This window comes from Butyrivibrio sp. ob235 (assembly GCF_900109475.1).
GTDB lineage: Bacteria > Bacillota > Clostridia > Lachnospirales > Lachnospiraceae > Butyrivibrio.
The window spans coordinates 115,355-137,242 of the sequence record NZ_FOBE01000003.1 but is presented as its reverse complement, the minus strand read 5'-3'; the positions used below and the strand labels follow the sequence as shown (position 1 = coordinate 137,242).

The following is a 21,888-nucleotide window of genomic DNA, read 5'->3' as shown; positions in this document are numbered from 1 at the left end:
TCACCTCTGTTGTGTTACCTTCTGGCTGTCAACCCTGTATACCATGTCGCACTTCTCGATGGTCTGAAGTCTGTGCGCAATTATTACAAGTGTCTTTTTTCCGTGCAATCTGTTTATGGAATCCATAATCGCTGCCTCGGTCTCATTATCAAGCGCACTGGTCGCCTCATCGAGAACCAGAACCTCGGGATCCTCAAAGAGCGCTCTTGCGATACCGATACGCTGTCTCTGTCCGCCGGAAAGCCTGATACCTCTCTCACCGATAGTGGTATCAAGTCCGTCGGGAAGGCCTCTGACATATTCATCAAGCTGAGCCTCCTTAAGAGCTGCCCAGACCTTGTTATCATCTATATCCTCATCCGGAATACCAAAGGCAACATTTTTCCTTATGGTTGAATCCAGCATGAAAATTGTCTGCGGAATGTAACCTATATTCTTAAGCCACTCCGGATAATGTTCTCTTATCTCAACGCCATCAGCCAAAATCTCACCGGTCTCGATTTTTAATAATCCCAGCATGATATCAACGATTGTTGTCTTACCGGCACCTGAGGTTCCGACAATACCGATTGACTTTCCAACCGGAATGCTCATGTCTGCATTTTTCAGGACATAAGCCTCGGAATTCGGATAGTGGTAGGTAATGTTTTTAAGCTCTATACTCTTATGAACAGGAAGCTTTTCAACCTGCTTCATCACCCTGTAATCCTCAGCTTTATAGGAAACAGAACCGTCGTTGATCTCCTCCTGGAGGTTATCACTTACGTTCATGAAAAACGGCTCAAAATAAGCTATCGAAGTGAGGTAGTTGTTGATTCTGTTTGCACTGGGAAGGAGTCTTGCCGCAGCTGCACCAACAACGGTGATTGTTCCCACCATGTCATTAAGATCCTTACCGTACGCAATCATAACCAGCATATATCCGATCATTCCGGCTATTCCGATAGTCTCTATAAGAAGTCTTGGCGTTGAATTATAAAGATTGTACTTCTGAACTGCATTCACATAACCGGCACCACAATCTGCATAGCCGTTTATGAAATAATTCTCTTTGTTGGCAATCTTTATTTCCTTGATTCCCATAACAGACTCTTCAATCCACTTAAATAGTCCGCTGTAGTAGTCCTGGTTATCCTGACCGGCCTTAACCATGATTGGCTTGATAATATATTTGATAACCAAAAGAACCGTAACAAGTAATACTGAAATAAACAATGTCAACTTGAAATCCTTAATAAGCAACATGATAACAAGACATGTAAACACTATTACTTCAGAAATAAGCTGAAGACAACTCAAAATAAGACCATACATATTGTTAACATCAGAGGTTATATTTCTCTGAATTATTGATGTATCAGCATTTAAATAATACTCATAGGGTCTTTGCATGAAGTTGATCATCATTCGCCTTGAAGTAGCAAACTGATTTGTATATACAAACCGAAGCTGTATAACATTTATGATAAAAAGCACTATATTCTTAACTATAAATATCAATATAATGGACAGGAATATCAATATCGCAAACTGCTCTACGCTGCTACATCCAAGGAAATTGTAAGCAGCATAAAGATTTTTGTGTTCCGGTAAATTATCCTTCTCTAAAATCGTCTGCATAGCCGGTATCAGCATTGCAATTCCAAGTGTCTCAAGAATACCGCCCAAAAGCATCATCAGTACAATGAGCACCATCTGCTTTTTCTGACGGCCATCCAATAAGACCATCATCTTGTTATAAATCTTTTTCATGTTTCTCCTATTTAGTCATCAATTATCTGTTCGTTTAGTCGGTGGATCTCAGGGGCTTCGTATTTGTCCATGAAATCATCGCCGAGGAAAAGTTTTTCGTCGACGAATTTAATAGAATCCACAACTGTATAAACAGATACTAGTTTATCAAATTTCAGGCCATCGATAAAGTTTAACATCTCCATCGGGAAGGTGCCTGCAAGGAGGATTACCTCCGGGAACTTTGTCTTGTAGTCAAGATAGTCGCGGGGATGTTGCTTAATCATCACTATGGCTTCCTTGCCGTTAACGGTGCCGTAATCTCTGACCAGGTCTTTAAAGAGTCTTTCTCTTGTTTCCAGGTCGCAGAGAGGCTCCGATAATATCAATACCCTCGGCTTGTCCGCGCCTTCCTCAAGCTGCTTTTTGAGCTCATCCATATTTTCAACAAAGAGCTTAAGCATAAGGTCCTTATCGGACTGTGTGAGTTCCTGAACCAGCGACTCGCGCGGAACTTCAATGTATTTAGGACAGGGGTAGTCGAGAATAGAGATATCGTTGACCTCCATGTCTATGCAGTATCTGCCCCATCCGTTTTGAATGAAGATGAGTCCGGTTGAAGCAAGCCACGCCTTGAACTTAAAATGTCCGTTGTTGTCGTAGCGCGCCTGATCACCGTATTTTATGCAGTTAAGTCCGTCCTCAAGGGCATGATATCTGATCTTCTTGTAGTTGAGATAATAGCCGATCGGATCGGAGTCGCAGAACACATAGATGTCCTTGTACTTTGTGAAATCCACAGGGACATACTTCTCCTGCAGCTGCGCAAATCTCTTACAGAATTTTATTCTGTTTATCATGTTCTTCGGAAGGCTTCCGGTATTGGTACGGAGCGGTGCAAGCTCAGGGAAAAAGGTATCAACTTTTTCATCGTACTCGATGACCTCCTCAAAAAGGCCGCAGTCCCTGGCTCTGTCCACCATACTTCCAAACTTGTTGCTCATCTTGGAGAGCACAAGCGTGGCGCGTCCCGCCATCTCACTTCCCGCGCCGGCTTTGGAAGCTCCGATTATAGCTCCCGAAAACTGATGTAATATATGAAATTCCTTAAGGCATGCCACATACACATGATAAAAAGTGTGGCATACATATATTCTCTCGTGCAATTTTTATCTCTTCTTTCTCAAATTCCTGTAAAACCACAACAGCCTGTAATAAGCATAAAACAGCAGATGCGACTTCATCTGCATGCCGATCAGCTTCTTTTCCTCTGCGTGGATTCTCTCCAGATAATAGGGGTTATTCTGAAAACCAGGAAAAGCCTCCTTCATCTCTAGCCCCATCTTCTTAGTAAAGTCATAACACCCCTCGATGTGCTGTTCCTTCGGCATGGCTGAAAACAGTGTGTTCACATAAAACAGCACTGTGTACATAAATTCTATCTCGGGTTTGTACTTCTCAAGATATCCGTTCTCCTTAGCCTCAGCAAGTATCTGTCTGCCCGCCGTCATTCTGTCCTCAAGGTTCTTTTTGGAGACAGTATGAACAGTTGAGGCGTTATGCTGAAAATAGAAATAGAGCGGCTCCTCAATATATTCGAAATGCTTTACGCGAAGCATCCATGTATTGCTGACAGCATTATCCTCGTAGAAAATATCCTCGGGAAAGACGTAGGCCTTTTTCAGCGTACTTCCGTTCTCGGTAACGGAAACCGGCTTTGTATCTCCCATAACAATATTTCTTTTGTAGATCTTCACCACCAGACTTCCGGTGTCCAGAAGGAGCTTCTTATACTTCTCCTCATCCATCACACCTGTCTGCTCTTCATTATTGTTGTGAACAATCTTCCCGGGAGTAAAGGTATAACAATCCACAAGGCTGTAATCGCAGCCCACCATGTCTGCGCCGGTTTCATCCGCTTTCTTAAGAAGTCTCTCGTAATAATCCGGAACCACCCAGTCATCAGCATCGATAAAGCCAAGCCACTCACCCTTGGCAATTCCAAGTCCTATGTTCTTGGCTCCGCCCTGGTGATGGTTGACCGGACTGTGAATTGCCACAAATCTTCCGGGATAGCGCTTCTCATAATCCTGCATCAGCTCAAAGGAATTATCCGTCGAGCAGTCGTCAACCGCAATTATCTCAATCTCCCCGTCAGGCAGGGTCTGCCCCACAAGTGAATCCAGACAGTGTTTCAATTTATCCTCTCCCGCCATATTGTAAACGGGCACAATTACGCTAAGTCTCATAACCTGGAGAGCTCCTCCCCAAGTACCGCCGCTATCTGCTCCATATCAAAACGGTTATAACGCTGATCTATCCAGAAAGCGAGCATGTTATCCGAAAAATGAGCCGAGGTTTCGCAAGCTTTTGCCGCATCCGGAAGGATCGGCCAAAGTACCGGCGCATAGACACCTTTTTCCGCAAGCATTCTCTCAAAACCATCGCGGGTAATATTCTTGCCCGCTTCCGTGATAGCACTCCTTCTCATAAAATCAATATCAAGCACAATGGGAAGCATAAACGGAGTGTATTTATACTCTCCATCATAAACCTCCGGAATCTCCGGAAGAAGACTGAATGCTTTCCCACAAAGAGGCAGCTCCGACAACAATTTATACAGATTCCTATAATTGGCCCTTCTTCTGTCGCTCATTTTGTAGGTATCAAAATCGCTCAAAAGTTCTGCGCTCACATCCGACATATGATAGGGATCAAGTCCGTCACTAAGGCTGTCCTCAGCGTCCGAGAGAAGCTTTCTGAAATGCACCTTAATCTCCGGATCTCCTTTTTCAAGATATTCACTCTTCTCAGTGAGAGCCTCAAGCCTGAGCGCGGTAAAATCTGTCTCTCCGGTAAGAGCCCCCATCAGAAATTCACTTTTACTAACCGCAAAGGCTCCGTCCGGAACTCCAAGCCATTTGCGTATGCTTCCCACCTGATAATCCGGGATAGCATTCTTTGTTAAATAGGCTTTATCATCAAACAGAATATGCGTGACGTCCTCAATTATCACAGCATCACTGCATCTCTCTCTGATGCTCTTTGCAATATCCGCAGTATCTGATACTCCGAAATAATTCATTATAAGAATAACCGGCTTAAAAGAGCCTTCGCCCTTTCCTTTTTCAAGCTTAGAAAAAAGGTCCTCTGCATCTATACTGAGATCTTCCTTAACCTTGTAATACACAAGCTTAAATCCGCGCACTTCAAAAGGGAGAACCATCGAATCGCATGCAAGTGCCGGCAAAAACGCCGTAAGCGCTCCTTCTTCTCTGGGATTTATGCCATCATCCTGAAAACGGGCGATAATATCGTCTGCCACAAAGCCGATAGCATCCCTTCCGCATCGCAGAAACTCTATATAGCGTCCCGCTTTTTCGGCAACTTCTGAAAGTTCAAAGGTCAAATCCTTTCGCTCTGTAGTTTTTTCTAAATTGAATTCGCTTCCGATTTCGTACATTTTCACTCCCCGATTTCTAAATAATTACTGCCGCCGATTCATAAAAAGATCACTCGTAACTTCCGTGGTAATAGGTCTGTCTTACTTTTCCGTTCTTATATTCCCACACATAGCCTATACCCGTTGAGCTCAAGGCTGTAGGTCCCTGTCTCAGCCCCTCAACATAAATATAATACGTACCTGATTTCTTAAATCTGCTGCCCTTGAATCTTTTTATGGTTTTCTGACTCTTCTTTTTTGATGCATGCCCAACCAGGGTATATCCCTTGTCGCGATTCTTCGACACATAGATATTATAACCTTCATTGGCATATTTCACGCGGTCCCATTTGATATTAAGTGATCCGCCAGAGATTTTCACAGCAAAATCATTCCCATAATTATATGACTTTATCATGGGCTGTGCAAAGAGATATATCCTGTCGGACCATTCACTCTCGTAGGTCTTCCCGCCCACAAGCGCCACGGACCTGACCTTGAACGAATAGCACTTGTTGTTATCGATCCTTCTGCTGAAAGAATTCTTAAAGGAAACTCCCTCTCTTATGCGCCTTCCGAACCTGTCCATGAAAACATATTTGAAAGTCGCAGCCGTCTGCTTATCCCAGGTGACATATACGGTCTTCTTGTTCGAATACCACTTCGCCTGGGTGAGCCCCGTCACCTTCCCGGGAATAGTTTTCATTATCGCCGTGCCTACGGTTTCTTCCTTATCCCCCTTGGAATCCGTATACAGACACCTTAGCGCAACATAATAGATTGTCCCGGGGTTCAGGCTGTTAAAAGTATAGCTGATTTCAGTATCTCCAAGGACCACTCCGTGCTTTTTTGCTGCCTCCTCAGCTTCACTTTTACTCTCAGCAATCGCCGGATAGTACTCCTTTGCTCCCGGAACCTTAACCCAGTGCATGGTCACGCTGTCGGTGGAATACATAGTCTGCGTGATCACCGTAGAAGCTGCACTTACAGGAAAATTGTTTGCAAAGACAATGGAGAACATTGCCAGCACATTCGCGGTCATTATGAAAAACAGCCTTTTAAAATTGTACTTTTTCATGTCAGCTCTCCTTATCTTCTTCTATTTCTTCCTTTTCTGCTCTTTCTTCTTTTGTTCTTAGATGCTGCAGTTCCTACGTTATCGGCCTCTTCCTTCAGAAGCTTGTTGACCTCGGGCTTTTTCTCCTCTTTTTCTTTCTTCTCCTTACCCTTCTTACCGACAATTCTCTTCATGATCAAATTGAAAATGAAGGCTGCCAGAACTATCAGGACAATGAATATCGCCAGTTTCAGGATTTTCTTTATCAGTGTATTGGTATCAACTATAGCATAAACAGCTTCCTCACCGTCCATGTCCACTTCGACATAACTTCCGATCTTTTTGGAAGAAGTGTCCTTCCACTTTCCATCCTTATAGATCTTTACTATAGGATTCTTGTAAGGACTGTAAAGTCTGATCTTCCTGTCTGCAGATTGAATATAGGAACCCTCATGAACATTGATCCGATATACCACCGCTCCTCTCTCGGTGAGTGGCATCTCGGTATTATATGAAGGCTCGTCGACAACCTGTGCATCGATATAAGCATCATCCCCGTAGCTTCCGCCAAGGATTGCTATCGGCTTTCCGGATTCATCATCCTTTCCTTCACTCTCGATTGCTTTGTTTGTGGCAACATATTCACCTGTTAAAATATAGGTTCCTTCCATGACCAGATCGGATACATCCGGCCATTTTACATAGTAGCCTTCCCTGAGCTCTTCCTCAGGGAACTCAAGATTGGCAAGGCTCTCTCCATAAGCAAGCTCCTGCTCACCGATTCTTATACCTTCTACCTCAAATATAACCTTAAGATGTCTGAAAGCATCACCTATTCCGTCCTTTTCTAAAAATTTCTTGTACTCCACAGGCTGCGCAATAGCTTCAAAGTTTATGTCATCAATTCCGCCGACCTTGTTCTCGACAAAATAGTTGCCGCTGATATTATCAAGCTTTGCCTTCCTTGTTTCGGAGTCGGAATTAACTATTCCTGCTATTGAACCGAATCTTTCACTCGGCTCCTCGTGCCATGTCGCCATGGCATTACAGCCCGTTATGGTCGTTCCGTAGCCGGTTATTCCGCCCACATACTTATTACCTTCAAGGAGGCATAGAGAATCACAGTCCCGAATAATGGACATTGACTGCCCTGCAATTCCGCCCGTATAACTTCCTTCCGTACTTCTGGCGTAGCCGATACCCTCGCAGTTTGACACAATTCCCTGCGCCATATATCCGACGATAAGTCCCGCTCCGTCCTTCTTTGACTCAACCGTTGCATCATTCGTGCACTCGAAGATTATGTTCTTAAGAGTATATTTACTTCCTCTTCCGATATTCAGATTGCCGGCTGCATTCTCCTCGGGATCCTCCTCGTCAATTGCCATGGAGCCCGCAATTCCGCCTATATCAATGTCTCCCTTGACCGTGCCCTTATTCTTGGAACTGTCAACACGGCCTGTTCTCGCCTGCTGTATATCTTCATCCGATACATCAGTAAAAACAGACGCATCATCGTTATAGATGATATCCAGTCTGTCAGACAGAATATGGTAGATTTCGTTAACCTGATCGTTTACCGCTGCCAGGTTGGCATTGAGCGTGTGGGAAGTGGACTTCCCATCCTGGTTTATATTTTCTATAGAACCCGATATTCCTCGCAGATTCGCATGCAGTGAATCAAGGCTTGCATCCCAGTCGCTTCCAAGTCCCGAAAGTCTCAGCTTTTCCTGAGAATTCAGATAATCAATAATACTTCTGGTGCAGTTTGTTGCTTCACGAAGCTCGCCTTCCGCATCCTGCAGCGCATGAATCGCATTCTCGGTTTCTCCGATAACAGCGTCCGTAGCAGAGCTCGCGTAGGGTTTATAGGTCTCAAGAATAGTGGAAGCTCCGCCAAACATTCCGGACACATTGCTTCCCGTCTCGGATGCAAGCTGCTGAAGCTCGGCAAGATAAGCATTCAGCTGCGCCTGCTCTTCAGCTGTCAGCTTCCTCAGCTTTCTGTCTCCGTTTTCATCATAGACATAATTACCGTTCGCATCAGTCTCATACATTAAACGGTTAATGGCTTCCGACAGACTCTCCATCCTCTGAGTCTTCTCGTTAGTGTTGGCCATTTTGTCATAGATATCTCTTTCACTGCTCTCGATCGCATCTCTGTCTTCATCCGAAAGCTCGCCTTCGACGTTGATGTTCTCGATAGCTCTGGCTAGCGCATTATTAAAGTAATACATCTTATCCGATGCACTTGACATATGATCGAGTACCCCGGGGATATTCTGCATAACATATTCAAAGCGCTCAATTACAGCATTAACAACACGGACATTGGCATTTACAGAGGTTGTCAGTTCTCCCGTAAGTGCGCGGCCGTCATCCACAACTCCGTTCGCGTAGCCGGTCAGATCAGTGACATCAGAGGAAATGACATCCACGTCTCCGTCCATATCCGTGAGAGTTTTATTAACAAGGTCGTGAAGCTTATCAGCTGCTTCAGGAAGTGTCTGGATATCCTCCGGCTCAAGGTAAGGTTCCATCTGACCTACGATTCCGCCGATATCCTTTCTTCCGTAGATAATTCCCATGTTTTCACAGTAGGACACGATGCCCATCTGTCTTCCGACAATTCCGCCTACATTGTAGCCAACATGCTCATATCCGATATTTCCTTTATTCTTACACCTTGCGATATTTCCTTTTGAGTAGCCTGCAATACCGCCGGTATCAATACCTGAGCGAATTTTCGTCTCATCACTGCTGTCTGAGGAAATGGACTGGATTATACTTTCGCCCTTCTCATCATCCTTTACAACCCACTCAGCGTTATCATTTATACTTCCGTTATTGACGGATTCCGATACTATTCCGTAATTTTTGCCGGTGATTCCTCCTGTGTAGTAATACCCCGATACATGAGCATCATTTGTACACCCGCTTATAAGGCCAGTGTTTTCATTGATGGCTGCTATTGCGCCAACTGTATTATTGCCCTCCAGAATTCCGTTGTAAGTGCAGTTTTTGATAATGCCGAGATTCATTCCGCAGATTCCGCCGGTAAATTTCAGCTCATCCTTCATTCTGACTTCACCGGATACATTCAGATTCTGCACTATACCGTTTATTCCTATATATCTGAAAACTCCCGTAATATAGGGATCTTCGGCATTACTGTATCCTTTTATCTCATGACCTTCGCCATTGAAGATTCCGTTAAAAAACGGGATCATCTCAAAATCGGAGCCAGTAAGATCAATATCTGTCTTAAGGCTGACTGTCTTATCAAGAGACCATGCATCGCTCTTACAATTCTTTGAAAACTCAAGGAAATCCTCAAGACTTTCAATAGAAATACTCTTATAAACAATTTCCACCGGTTCATCTTCACCGGCAGCCGCATCTCCGGATGTGACTTCAGAGCCTTGGCGAAGCCTTATCTGATATGCCTCCTCATCGGCAAGCTCATCGCTGCTTTCCTTCTCGCTCTTTTCAAGCATGGAAGTAGTGGCTTCACTTTTAACCCTGTTTCGAAGCCCCTCTATCAGCTCATTTTCAAGTTCATTTATTGCACTTGCATCTATGTGCGATGTGCCTGCAAAAACAGCAAACGCCAGTACAGATGCAGACAGTTTTTTCAGAATGAGTCCGGAATTTTTCTTTTTCATGCGTTCTCCTCCTCATTCACTGCGTCTCTGCCCTCAAGAAGCTTTTCGAGGTCCTCCGCGGTAATCCTGGTCGCATCAAGTCTCTCAAGATTACCACTCTGGATGAAGGCTCTCACATCGCCTCTTACAACGGCATGCATCTCACCTATAACCGTTCCGTTGATCTGTCCCTCTATTATGCCGTCAACTCGCATAAGGCCGGTATCGCGCTCCATGGTAAGAGGCAGCGTAACAGCGAATGAAGTTTTGTCTATAATACTTGCTCCTATAAGAAGTATCTGGGGCAGTACGAACATTACCAGAATAATGGATATGACCGTTCCCCGTCCGAGGCACTGTCCGATGCCGCATATAGCGCCATCCGAAGTCAGCTGTCCGATTGCAAAGCCTGCAAGCGCCAGCATTGATCCCGAAGTAATAATTGTAGGGAACGCGAAGTTCATAGTCTCAATTATCGCATCCTTATGGGACATCTTATCCTTGAGTTCCATAAATCTTCCGGAAATAACGATCGCATAGTCGATATTTGCACCCATCTGAATTGAGCTGACAATCAGGTAGGTCATGAAGAAAATATTGTTGTTTTCAATGGTCGGGAACGCAAAGTTGATCCAGATAGCTCCCTCGATTACCAGGATAAGGAGCACCGGCATACCCGCTGACTTAAAGGTAAACAGAAGGACTACTAGCACGGCCAGAATTGAAATAACGGTAACCACCGTATTATCCACGGAGAAGGTCTTCTGAAGGTCAAACTGGCTGGTGGCTTCACCTATTACCAGAATTTGACCCTCATAAAAATTGTTCGCCATGGTGTGCATCGAATTAAGGAAATTAAATGTTTCCTCGCCCTCCTGGGGGAGATTTAAGTACACAAGAATTCTGCTGTAGTTTTCACCCTGCAGCTGTTTTTTGACGATATTCATCTGCTCATAAGCATCATCAAGCTTTTCCTGCATGCTCTCATCCAGCGTTACATATCCCTCATCCACCTCATCGTGGAGGAACATGATCATATCAATGAGAGGAACTCTGTAGGTTGATAGTCCGTTCACAAGCTTTGCATAATTCTTGTCGTTTACCGCATAGGCCATGTAAAGAAGCTCTGCCACCTCATAATCAAGCTCCAAAAGTTCGGAAAACTCTCTCACTGTCAGCTTATCCGCAAGGCAGTAACCACCCATCGCTTCGATGTTGGCAAGACCCTGCGCAGACTTTACCTCCTCGCACTTGAGATAGGTCTGAATCAGTCTCTTTTCCTTGTCATAGTTGCCCGCGGGAACCACGACTGCAACCATATTTGAATCCCCGAAGGTCTCGCTTATGAGTTCGCTCGCTATCTGTGTTTCATTCTTAATCGGAGTTTCAACCTTGGAATAGCCATAGACAAACGGACATTTATTCTGAACGATAAATGCCCCGATGATAAGTACCAGGAAAATCGGCGGCACTATAAATCTTGTAAAGAAATCGAATTTTCCAACGAATGGAATCTTGGGAACAAAGCTCTTATGTCTTGTCTTATCCATAAGCGATCCGAATATCATGATAAGACCCGGCATAAGAAGGAATACTGCCACAAGGCTTAGAACAATAGCCTTGATAAGGCATATAGCCATATCGCGCCCAATGCCGAACTGCATGAACATCATGGCAACAAGACCGCCAATGGTGGTTAGGGAACTTGAGGAAATCTCAGGAATTGCTTTACTGAGGGCTATGATATCCGCTTCTCTGATAGGCAGATTTTCATGCTCCTCTTTATATCTGTTACAGAAAATTACCGCATAATCGATTGAAAGCGCAAGCTGAAGTACGATTGTAACGGAATCGGATACAAAAGAAATTGTACCCAGAATGAAATTGGTACCGGCTGACATTACAGCCGCAGCTCCGAACGTAAGAAGGAGAACCGGTATCTCAGCATAAGTCTGTGAAGTAAGGACCAACACCACAAGCACAATAACCACAACCAGAGCACTTACGGTTTTCATCTCCTTGGCGATAGTCTCCGCAGAGGCATTGCCCATTGTGGTCGACACGAAAATATCGTAGGAAGAGAGCATTTCTTTAATCTCTTCGAGTCCCTGAAGCGCCCTTTCATCCTTCTCTTCGTACTTGAAAGTAACGTCAAAGAGCGCGGAAAAATTGTTGTAATGATCCGGAGTCTCGTCAAACTGAAGCATCGAGACGTCACCGCGGGCACGAATATCCTCTGCCAGTTTTTCAGCGTCCTCATAGACAATATTGGACACCATAATCTTGGCAGATCCGTAGGTTGTAAACTCTTTTTCCATGAGATCAAGACCGATACTGGTCTCAAAGGAGTCGGGAAGATAAGCCGAGAGCGCATTCTCGACCTTGACCATCCCCGACGCGATAGCACAGAAAATCAGAACAATTCCGAATATCAAAAAGAAAAGGTTACGTCTGTCTACGATAAAGGTCGCAACCTTGATCATGACATTGTCATCTTCCTTCTGAACAGAAGCCTTAGAACGAACTTCTCCTTGTTTAGCCATATTCAATTCCCCCTCAAAGCCTTTACATACAACAAAAAAGTCAGTTAACAGCTATAGTATTATGATACCACAAACTCCTGTCAATTCGTTAAAAAACGAATTAAAAATACCGCTTCTTCCGCTTTTTTTGCGGCATCCTCAGCGCTGTCACCCTCTGCTATCACATGCCCCCATCTGTCACCGCTGCTCTTTAACATGGTGGCCTCATCTCCGGGCTTTTTATAGATGACAACTTCCGTAACACCGGGCATCTTTTTGGCTTCTTCCACGCCTGTAACCGACAAAATGGTCTTAGCCGCATCACCGGTTTCTCCGGATTCACTGACAGCCTCTTTCGCAAATAAAAATCTTATGGCTGAGCCGGCATTCTTGGTACTCTGCCACTTTACCTCTTCCCCAAGTGTAGAGGACAGACAGCAGTCAATAAGATCAACTCCCGTGGAGAGCGGCACCAGCTTAGATGTGATAAAATCACCGCCAAGGCGCGCTGCTATCTCAACAAGCTTTGCTCCGTCCTTCGTTACCTTGATCTCTGTGTGGGAAGGACCGTTCTCTATTCCGACAGCCTCAATCGCTGCCCTTGCTACATTCCTGATATCCTCCTGTACTTCATCAGACAGTCTCGAGGGTTCGGTATGTCCGGTTTCTACGAAGAAGGGCATCTCTGTGACCATCTTATCCGTTATGGTGATAATATGTGTCTTCCCATCAACTGTGAAGGACTCCACACTGACTTCAGGCCCCTCCATGAATTCCTCCAAAAGGACCTCTCCGCTTCGTGAGTATTCCTTTGTGTAGGCAAAGATATTTAAAAGCTCATCCTCTGCTGTACTATTCTTATCTACAAGTACCACGCCTCTGCTGGCTGCATTATCCGCAGGCTTGCAGACAAATCTCTCGCCGAGCTTCTTAGCGGCCTCAAGGAATGCTTCTTCATCGGAAACCACATGAAACTCCGGAATCGGCACACCCTTTTCCTTCATGCGTCTTCTCATGGCTGCCTTATCCGTTGCGCAGATGGCATTTTCGTAAGAGATATCATTTTTCCTGCCTAGCTGCTCATTCACCCAGGACACGGTCCTTACCGGCATGTCACTGGTAGAAGTGATAATATAGTCAGGTTCATACTTCTTTGCGGCTTCAAGCACAGCTTCCTTATCAATTGTGCTTATGCACAAAAACTCATCGGCATCCTTTATTCCGACTGCCTCCGGATCATAATCCAGAGCATAGACATACAGTCCCTTTTCCTTTGCTTTTTTTATGGCAGGCACCTGAAGTGCACTCGCTCCAAGTATAAAAATCTTTTTCATCGTAGTCACATCTCCGTTAGTACTTCCGCAATTCTGTCAGCACCCTGTCCGTCTATAAGCTTTTTCAGCTTTCCTGATATTTCAAGGCGCTGTGAAGTGTCCATAGATAACACTTCCTCAAGATATCTGAGTATGGCTGTCAGCGTCTCATTGGCATCGTCTCTGAAGTCACCCGCATAAGGTATGTAGCCCTCGTTAGCAAAAAACAGCGCATCAGGTTCCTGGTTTTCCGCAAACACATAGCTCACGGATAGAACACCCACCGCACATAATTCGTACAGCGTGGTCCCGGCAGGTGTGATCGCCACATCGCAGGAACTCATGATATCCGCAACATTCGATACATTCTGATGAAGGACAACATATCCGTCCTCTATAAACTGCTGAATCTTCTCCGTCACACGGTAAAATCTTCCCGCGAGAAGATGAATCTTTTTATCCCTGCTTCCTAAAAAGCCGAGCTCTTTATCTCTAAGAATCGCTGAGACAATAACCTCGGAAAGCCCCATGGTATCTGCGCCTCCGGTGGTCAGGAAAATATTTTTTATCTCTCCCTTATTGTATCCGTAGGTTCTGTGAGCGCCTTCGAAAGCCTGCGCATTTTCACTTGCGACAAGGTCAATGTTTTGCAGGATCTCACCATCGGTTCCGTATCTTTGGGAGTCACCGGTTATCCCCGTGCCTTCGCTTTTCCTACTCTGTCTCACAAACTGTTCACGGATGGGAATATACTTGGTCCCCAAAAGAAGCTTTGGAGCTTCGCCCTCGTAAAACTCCTCGTAACCAAGTCCCGGTGCTCCAGGGCTGTAATTAAGGAGAACCGAAGCGGGGTATTTTTCCTTTTGCATGTCATCTATGTACATGGTCCTGATGCCATTGGATTCCAGCATCCTTATATACTCGGGCGTTGCATAATAGCTGTCTACAAGCATGCGATTAATCCCCTCCTCATGCAAAAAATCAAGAAGGGTTATTATTTCCTGCTCCATATTTCGCCAATTCGTTTCAAGAATCTGATATTCAAATTCGTCCTTTATGTAGGGCACAATATTATCATCCGCAGACACAAAAACGACAAAGCATTCCAGCTGCAGGAGACTGTGTGCTATTGTCCTGCAGCGCATGATATGCCCTGTCGCCACTATTTCATTTGCATCTACGCGAATTGCAATCTTATTCAATACAACTCCAATCCAGCGGTGTTCCGCGTGTCAGCTTTTGTTTTGCCTTTTTCCCAAGAACCTCTTCATAATACTTGGGCTTCATGCCCTGAATGTTGTAAGATCTAATGCTTCGCACATTTTTATCCGTAAGGACCTCGCCCTCTTCAACATCCTCTACTATGAAAAGTGATCTGCGGTTGGTGTACTCTCCCGCCTCAGCCTCTGTCGGTCCGTAGAAAATCTGTCCGAGAGCCAGCTCCGCATCGTGAACACCCTTTACCATTTCGGCGAATTCCTGGGGCTCCATGGAAAAAGCGGAATCCGCGGAAGGAATTTTTCTGTCAAGGCAGAAGTGCTTCTCAATGACCACAGCCCCGAGCGCCGCTGCTGCTATCGCTGCGGTCCCGCCCATAGAATGGTCCGAGAGTCCTATCGGCACCCCGAACTTTGCTCTCATATCAGGTATGGTTCTGAGATTAAGATCTGAAGATACTGTGGGATACACACTACAGCACTTAAGCAGAATAATGTTGTCATTACCCTCGGATCTGATAGCTTCAACAGCCTCTCTTATCTCCTCCTCGGAGCCCATTCCGGTTGACATGATTATGGGCTTTCCGGTTCTCGCGATATACTTTATAAGCGGGATATCCACCAGCTCGAAGGATGCGATCTTGTAGAATTCTTCGCCTATGTTTTCAAGATAATCTACTGATGTTGTATCAAAGGGTGTGGAAAGAAAATCAACCCCGCACTCCTCGCACTTTTTCTTTATGGGCTCCATCCACTCCCAGGGAGTGTAGGCTTCCTTATAAAGGTCGTGAAGATTGTAGCCGTCCCATAATCCGCCGTGAATCTTGAAAGCCTCGGCATCACAGTCTATGGTGATGGTGTCCGCTGTATAGGTCTGTGTTTTCAGACAGTCTGCGCCGGCCTTTGCAGCCGCTTCAACGATCTGCAGGGCATTATCAAGAGAGCCGCCGTGGTTGGCGCTCATCTCTGCGATTATATAGGCGCGATTTTTGTTTAAACATTCTTGTAGTTTCATATGAGTCCTCTTTTCCCCTCATCCGTCAGCTTCGCTGACACCTTCCCCCCAAGGGGAAGGCTTATATTTTTTCTTCCCCCCAAGGGGAAGGCTTATATTTTTTCTTCTCCCAAGGGGAAGGCATATTATTTCAGTATCCCCTGCTCTGTAAGGAAGCGGTACTTCAGCTCCGCAAGTAACCAGTCGCTCTCGTTATCAATATCCTGTGATTCCACCGGATCTATGATGTAGGGTATGGATTTCTCCATGGTTGTATCCTTCTGAATTCTGAAGGCATCGTTTCTGAAAATGTAGAACTGTCCGCACTCGTGGTACTGTTTCTGAAGGTCCTGGCTTCTGGTGGTCGCATACTCCGGATGAAGCATCTTCACAAGTCCCTTATCATCTATGAAAAGACCTCTCTGAGGAGGATAGGAAAATTCCTGCATAGGAACAATTGACTCCGCTCCCGACTTTACAAGCTCGTCCATTGCTTCCTTTAATTTCCTTGCAGTTACAAAGGGTGCTGTGGGATAGATGCAGCATCCGTACTCAAAACTCTGTCCCCTCTTCTCATATTCGTCAAGGACTTCGAGAAGAACATCTGCGGTTGTTGCGGTATCGTTTGAAGTCTCTGCTGATCTAAAGAACGGGACCTTCGCTCCGGCTTTTTTTGCAATCTCAGCAATCTCCTCATCATCAGTGGATACCATGACTTCGTCGAAAATTCCGGAAGCAAGCGCCGCCTCTATGGAATAATTTATTATCGGTTTACCGCAGAACTCTTTTATGTTTTTACGTGGTATGCGTTTGCTGCCACCACGAGCAGTTATTATTGCAATTGCGCTCATTTTTTGTAATACTCCACAATCTTAGTCACCGCTGCTATAACATTCTCCGCATCCTCATCAGTCATGGCTGCATACAGCGGTATCGTAATCATCTCATCATAGAGCTTCTCTGCATTGGGGCAAAGACCCTTTTTATATCCCATCTTCTCATAATAAGGGAAATAGTAGGTCGGGATGTAATGTACGTTGCAGATGATATTTTCTGCTCCGAGAGCATCGAAGAACTCTTTCCTTCCAATTTTCAGCTTCTCGGGAACTATCCTTAAGATGTATAAATGTCTGCAGGAATCGGAGTTCTTATCCTCCTTCTGCACGAACAACTCCGGTATTTTGGAAAAAGCTTCATCATACTTCTTCCTGATGGCCTTCCTTCTCTCCACAAATTCGGGAAGTCTGTCGAGCTGACTGCATATAAGCGCTGCCTGAATATCGGTAAGTCTGTAATTCGGTGCAAGCAGAAGCTGCTCATAATACCACGGTCCGTCGCTCTCATGCTCCATAAGGGATTCATCCCTTGTGATTCCATGGGTACGAAGAAGCATCAGCTTTTTATATAACTCCTCATCATTTGTGACTATCGCGCCACCCTCACCGCCTGTTATGGTCTTCACAGCATGAAAACTGAAGGTTGTCATATCAGCCAGTGTTCCCACATGAACTCCGTTATATTTTGTACCGATTGAATGCGCAGCATCCTCGATCATTACAAGACCATGCTTGTCGCAGATATCCCTTATTGCCTGAAGATCAGCTGTCTGGCCGGTGTAATCCACAGGAATAACTGCCTTGGTCTTATCGGTGATCTTCCTTTCAACATCTGCGGGATCTATCTGATAGGTCTCCGGATCGATATCAGCAAAAACCGGTCTGCCACCGCAGTAAAACGCACAGTTGGCACTGGCCGCAAAGGTAATGGGAGTTGTTATAACCTCATCACCCTCACCGACTCCGGCAGCGAGACATGCGATATGAAGTGCTGCAGTATCATTGCTTATAGCGACCGCGTACTTTGCTCCTGTTATCTCGCAAAGCTTCCTCTCCATCTCAGTAATGGCAGGACCTGTTGTGAGATAGTCACTTTTTAATACCTCAACAACCGCTGCGATATCCTTATCATTTATATCCTGATGCGAATAGTATAATTTTTTGTCCCTAACGGGCGAACCCCCGCAAATTGCAGGGATTCCGTTTTTATCATTATTCATTTTATGCTCCGATTTTAGTGGTCTACTGCCTCGTGAAGTCTTGCCTTGATATCTTCGACACTCATCCACTCTGTGTTATTGCCTGAACTGTAGGAGAATCCTTCCGGAACCTTCTTGCCTGCAGGATCAGGGGTCTGTCTGTCATTGAAAGTAACCTGAGGATATACTATAAAGTGCTTATCAAACTCGTAGGTAAAAGGCGCATCCTCCACTGTTACCATGATCTCATCAAGCTTCTCACCCGGACGGATTCCGATCTCTTTTGTTGCAATTCCGGGGCACATAGCCTCTGCCAGATCCGTAACCTTGAAGGAAGGAATCTTGCTGATGAAGGTCTCTCCACCCTTTGCCTCGTTAAGAGCCTTAAGTACGAGCTCAACGCCCTCGGGAAGGCTTATCCAGAATCTTGTCATTCTGTAATCGGTTATAGGAAGCTCTTTTTCACCCTTCTCAATAAGGTTCTTGAAAAGCGGAATGATTGAACCGCGGCTTCCCGCAACATTACCATATCTTACAATCGAGAAATTTATGTCCTTATTTCCGGCATAAGCATTAGCTGCGATAAACAGTTTATCTGAAACCATCTTGGTTGCACCATAGAGATTCACAGGGTTAACAGCTTTATCTGTACTGAGCGCAACTACACGTTTAACGCCTGTATTAAGAGCTGCATTAATTACGTTCTGCGCACCGTTAACATTGGTCTTTATAGCCTCGTCCGGATTATACTCGCAGGCAGGCACCTGCTTAAGAGCAGCGGCATGGATTACATAATCAACGCCCTCCATAGCGCGCTCCATACGGGCACCATCCCTTACATCACCGATGAAAAATCTCATCTGATCAGCGTGCTCTTTATACACCTTCTCATTGGCCATGGTATATTGCTTATACTCGTCACGTGAATACACAATAATCTTCTTGGGATTATAGTTCTCGAGAAGATACTCGGTAAAGCAATGTCCAAAAGAACCGGTTCCTCCTGTTACAAGTATGGTTTTATCATCTAATTTCATTTTTTACCTCTTTTCAAAGCATAATTCTAATAGATTATACTATAATCAAGGAATTCCTACAAATTATTGCATCTCATATACGGTCCACATATCCTTCTGTGATATTTGACCGCTCCATGACAAAATCGGATTACATTTCATCAAAGAATTCAGTATCTCATCCCTGTTTTCATGATCCGCAGCATATATTGCAAGTATATCCGCGTTCGCAATTTCGCTGTCTGTTATATCCTCTGTATTATCCGCATCTATATAGTAGAGCTTGTCATACACGAGCAGCTCATCCGCAAGTCTCCAGATGTTATCGGGAGTAGCACTGTTATATATAACCACCGCCCTTGCATCCTGCGTCTTCATATCCTCTGAGAATTCGATTCTATCCTTGTCCTCCGGATATAGGAAAAGCACATTCCGGTCGATGAACAGTCCCTTTGCTGTTATAACCGCAAATATTAAAAAGGTACCCAAAACCGGTATCGCTATTTCTTTTATTTTTCTGGCTCCCACTATGACTCTCAGTCCGATTCTTGTGAAATAGACCGCAAGTAAAAGTATTATCGGATAAATCGGCATCTCATAACGGTTTGAAGTATCGCCAAGAAGAAGCGCGGTTTTGGCAACCACAAAAAAATAACCCGCCGAGGCCGCAAAAAGGCTTCGGATATTTGCGATATGTAGTTTGTCTTTCTCTCGTTTTATTCTAAAGAAAAAGAACAGTCCTATCAGAGCAATTACTATCATCACGATAATAAGCCATACCATACCCGACATAAGGTAATCATTCGCAAGACCAATAAAAAATCCGAATCGCTCTATGATATTGGAGCCATCTGCAAAGGCAGCCTGGGCCTCCTGTCCCCTATACCCCCTGAAGATATGTGAAAGTGACGCCGGATATACAAGAACGGCGCAGCCAAGAGCAAACGCGCAGCCGATACCATATACCAGAATGTATATTAACCGCTTTGCCATAGATGCAGCCTGCCGGATAAACTCGCCGTTCTTTGGCATAAGGAACAGGAACCATATTCCGAACGCAAGCCCCATCATTACCATGAAAATCAGGAAATAGTACTGTGTTAGAAATCCCAGGAAACTTATGGCAGCAATGTCCAAAACTCTTCTTACGAATTTACTCTTAAAGTTTTTGTCAAAGGGCTTTGCGAGAGTATATCCTGTTATCTCGCTTCCATCGTAATATTTTTTTATAAGATTTATCAGTCTCATGTGACACAGCGCCGAAGCGAGCACGAAAACCGTGAGCCACATATACATCCTTATAAACATAACACAGGATATCGTCATGGGATTAAAACCGTAAGCAAACATAAGGATAAGCCTTAATCCCTTGCTCATGCCCACACTTTTCGCAAGACTGTTTAACAGAAAGAAACTTATTATGAACGCAATTATATTGACGATAAGCCCCTGCCACTTTGAAAAGACCTCCGGTGTCAGTGAACAAACCGTATGAAGCATATCATAAAAAAGCGGAGGATGGACATCCCAGGACTGCACAAGATGAACGAGTCCGTAATTAAATCCCTCGCCCTTTTTCACTACAAACTCATCCCGAAGAGTATCTGTATCCACCCATTCCCTGTCAGGATAGTAGAACCCCAAGCTTCTGTTTGTAGAAAAATATGAATAATACTCATCCTGATGAAATCCCTCTTTTTGTACGCCAAAAAAGCAGATAGTAGCTATCTGCAAAACCAGGATAACCAGTAAAAGTAAGTTGTATTTTTTTGCGATTATTTTCATCAAAGTCCTCGAATTTTAGCGTGCACAACCCTGATTGTTTTTGGTGCTATTACAAAAAGAGTAAGATATGTCTTATCCCTTTTAGTCATATACTCATTATTATAGATGTTACTTATATGCTTTCTCAAAAAGCCCACCACGTTCTTTTTATAGAAACGGTTATGGCGATTCATCTTACTGATCGGTATGTGCAGCAGATAATCAAGCCTCTGAATGAGGCAGAATCGCATAGCTTCTTCCTTAAGTTCAGGGAAGTTCTTTTTCACAAGGTTTCTTGCAACATCCGAATTTCTTACTATATCCGTAAATACCGGCGGGAAGTAATCCTTCTGATCAGCTTTCTTTCTTGAGTTACTTCCGCTTCTGTAAAAAACATGATAATACTGCTGCGGAAGAATGACGAGCTTCTTCACTCTTTTCAGCATGTGTATCATGAGATAAAAGTCCTCGTTAAGCTCACCCTCCGGGAAGCCTTTGCACTCTCCCTGAAAAAGCTTCCTGCTTGTCAGCTTGGTACAAAATGAGGCGTCACCTGTATGCATAAGAAGTGTCCTCATATGCTCAGCACCGGTCACAGTGTTTTCCGTAACAGGCGGGATGCAGACATCCGGAAGTCTTGTACCATCCTCTGCAATCTCATCCCTTGAAATCTGAGCCATCAGAACAGGTTCCTTTTCAGTGCTGTTTTTGATTATGGCTTTCATCAAGGTCTCATACATATGCGGGTCCACATAGTCATCCGCATCGACGAAACCTATATAATCGCCAGTCGCCGCACTGAGCCCCAAATTTCTCGCCTTACTGCTGCCGCCGTTATCCTGGTGGAGCAGGAGGATGCGTGGTTTTTCTCCGGCTGCTGCGTTACTGCTATCCTGCGTGGAACTATCTTTTCCGTCAGCATTAAAGCCATGTGAGTCAATGTAATTCTGGACACGAGCGTAGGTATCATCGGTAGAGCCGTCATCCACAACTATGATCTCCAGTAGTTCATCGGGGTAAGTCTGGGCACAGACTGACTCTAAGCAGCGGACAATAAGGTCTTCTATGTTATATGCGGGTATGATTATGGTGATTTTCTTTGTAAACAAATTGTATTCTCCTGTCCCCTCATCCGTCAGCTTCGCTGACACCT

Annotated in this window: 15 protein-coding genes; all 15 read right to left on the bottom strand. The window is 44.7% G+C overall.

Annotated elements, in window-relative coordinates; genetic code table 11:
* Nucleotides 1-1,752, bottom strand: coding sequence for an ABC transporter ATP-binding protein (locus tag BMW61_RS04765; RefSeq protein ID WP_022760292.1), 1,752 nt, complete (start codon nucleotides 1,750-1,752; stop codon nucleotides 1-3).
* Between the two features lie 11 nt (nucleotides 1,753-1,763).
* Nucleotides 1,764-2,897 (bottom strand): glycosyltransferase family 52, encoded by a 1,134-nt coding sequence (locus tag BMW61_RS04760; RefSeq protein WP_091820077.1) that lies wholly within the window; start codon nucleotides 2,895-2,897, stop codon nucleotides 1,764-1,766.
* Nucleotides 2,898-2,900: 3 nt separating this feature from the next.
* Nucleotides 2,901-3,980, bottom strand: a complete 1,080-nt coding sequence (locus BMW61_RS04755; RefSeq protein ID WP_091820076.1) for a glycosyltransferase family 2 protein — start codon at nucleotides 3,978-3,980, stop codon at nucleotides 2,901-2,903.
* Entirely contained in the window at nucleotides 3,977-5,194 is a 1,218-nt protein-coding gene (locus BMW61_RS04750; RefSeq protein WP_091820075.1) for an aspartate aminotransferase family protein, read from the bottom strand. Before BMW61_RS04750 ends, BMW61_RS04755 begins: the two co-directional genes overlap by 4 nt.
* A 49-nt stretch (nucleotides 5,195-5,243) precedes the next feature.
* Nucleotides 5,244-6,251: a hypothetical protein gene (locus BMW61_RS04745; RefSeq protein WP_026498298.1), complete on the bottom strand. Its 1,008-nt coding sequence runs from the start codon at nucleotides 6,249-6,251 to the stop codon at nucleotides 5,244-5,246.
* Nucleotides 6,252-6,262: 11 nt separating this feature from the next.
* Nucleotides 6,263-9,895 (bottom strand): hypothetical protein, encoded by a 3,633-nt coding sequence (locus BMW61_RS04740; protein WP_091820073.1) that lies wholly within the window; start codon nucleotides 9,893-9,895, stop codon nucleotides 6,263-6,265.
* The gene (locus BMW61_RS04735) at nucleotides 9,892-12,417 is read right to left on the bottom strand and encodes an MMPL family transporter (protein WP_091820072.1); all 2,526 of its coding nucleotides are present in this window, start codon (nucleotides 12,415-12,417) and stop codon (nucleotides 9,892-9,894) included. Before BMW61_RS04735 ends, BMW61_RS04740 begins: the two co-directional genes overlap by 4 nt.
* Nucleotides 12,418-12,497: 80 nt before the next feature.
* On the bottom strand, nucleotides 12,498-13,730 hold the full coding sequence (locus BMW61_RS04730) for an ATP-grasp domain-containing protein (RefSeq protein WP_091820070.1): 1,233 nt from the start codon (nucleotides 13,728-13,730) through the stop codon (nucleotides 12,498-12,500).
* 5 nt (nucleotides 13,731-13,735) lie between these two features.
* Nucleotides 13,736-14,911, bottom strand: coding sequence for a PseG/SpsG family protein (locus BMW61_RS04725; protein ID WP_091820069.1), 1,176 nt, complete (start codon nucleotides 14,909-14,911; stop codon nucleotides 13,736-13,738).
* The gene (gene pseI, locus BMW61_RS04720) at nucleotides 14,904-15,941 is read right to left on the bottom strand and encodes a pseudaminic acid synthase (protein WP_091820067.1); all 1,038 of its coding nucleotides are present in this window, start codon (nucleotides 15,939-15,941) and stop codon (nucleotides 14,904-14,906) included. The genes BMW61_RS04725 and pseI overlap by 8 nt, the downstream gene beginning before the upstream one ends.
* Nucleotides 15,942-16,066: 125 nt before the next feature.
* Nucleotides 16,067-16,771, bottom strand: a complete 705-nt coding sequence (pseF, locus tag BMW61_RS04715) for a pseudaminic acid cytidylyltransferase (protein ID WP_022760302.1) — start codon at nucleotides 16,769-16,771, stop codon at nucleotides 16,067-16,069.
* Complete coding sequence (gene pseC / locus BMW61_RS04710; protein ID WP_091820066.1) at nucleotides 16,768-17,976, bottom strand: UDP-4-amino-4,6-dideoxy-N-acetyl-beta-L-altrosamine transaminase; 1,209 nt, start codon at nucleotides 17,974-17,976, stop codon at nucleotides 16,768-16,770. The genes pseF and pseC overlap by 4 nt, the downstream gene beginning before the upstream one ends.
* Before the next feature lie 14 nt (nucleotides 17,977-17,990).
* Nucleotides 17,991-18,992, bottom strand: coding sequence for a UDP-N-acetylglucosamine 4,6-dehydratase (inverting) (gene pseB / locus BMW61_RS04705; protein ID WP_022760304.1), 1,002 nt, complete (start codon nucleotides 18,990-18,992; stop codon nucleotides 17,991-17,993).
* A gap of 63 nt (nucleotides 18,993-19,055) precedes the next feature.
* Nucleotides 19,056-20,756, bottom strand: coding sequence for a glycosyltransferase family protein (locus tag BMW61_RS04700; RefSeq protein WP_091820064.1), 1,701 nt, complete (start codon nucleotides 20,754-20,756; stop codon nucleotides 19,056-19,058).
* The gene (locus BMW61_RS04695; RefSeq protein ID WP_242876621.1) at nucleotides 20,756-21,886 is read right to left on the bottom strand and encodes a glycosyltransferase family 2 protein; all 1,131 of its coding nucleotides are present in this window, start codon (nucleotides 21,884-21,886) and stop codon (nucleotides 20,756-20,758) included. The genes BMW61_RS04700 and BMW61_RS04695 overlap by 1 nt, the downstream gene beginning before the upstream one ends.
* Nucleotides 21,887-21,888: the final 2 nt, after the last annotated feature.

Coding starts and splice junctions, on each gene's coding strand:
- pseB (WP_022760304.1), bottom strand. CDS start 18,992: ATGAAATTAGATGATAAAACCATACTTGTAACAGGAGGAACCGGTTCT.
- BMW61_RS04740 (WP_091820073.1), bottom strand. CDS start 9,895: ATGAAAAAGAAAAATTCCGGACTCATTCTGAAAAAACTGTCTGCATCT.
- BMW61_RS04750 (WP_091820075.1), bottom strand. CDS start 5,194: ATGTACGAAATCGGAAGCGAATTCAATTTAGAAAAAACTACAGAGCGA.
- BMW61_RS04730 (WP_091820070.1), bottom strand. CDS start 13,730: ATGAAAAAGATTTTTATACTTGGAGCGAGTGCACTTCAGGTGCCTGCC.
- pseF (WP_022760302.1), bottom strand. CDS start 16,771: ATGAGCGCAATTGCAATAATAACTGCTCGTGGTGGCAGCAAACGCATA.
- pseC (WP_091820066.1), bottom strand. CDS start 17,976: ATGAATAATGATAAAAACGGAATCCCTGCAATTTGCGGGGGTTCGCCC.
- BMW61_RS04765 (WP_022760292.1), bottom strand. CDS start 1,752: ATGAAAAAGATTTATAACAAGATGATGGTCTTATTGGATGGCCGTCAG.
- BMW61_RS04700 (WP_091820064.1), bottom strand. CDS start 20,756: ATGAAAATAATCGCAAAAAAATACAACTTACTTTTACTGGTTATCCTG.
- BMW61_RS04745 (WP_026498298.1), bottom strand. CDS start 6,251: ATGAAAAAGTACAATTTTAAAAGGCTGTTTTTCATAATGACCGCGAAT.
- BMW61_RS04755 (WP_091820076.1), bottom strand. CDS start 3,980: ATGAGACTTAGCGTAATTGTGCCCGTTTACAATATGGCGGGAGAGGAT.
- BMW61_RS04735 (WP_091820072.1), bottom strand. CDS start 12,417: ATGGCTAAACAAGGAGAAGTTCGTTCTAAGGCTTCTGTTCAGAAGGAA.
- pseI (WP_091820067.1), bottom strand. CDS start 15,941: ATGAAACTACAAGAATGTTTAAACAAAAATCGCGCCTATATAATCGCA.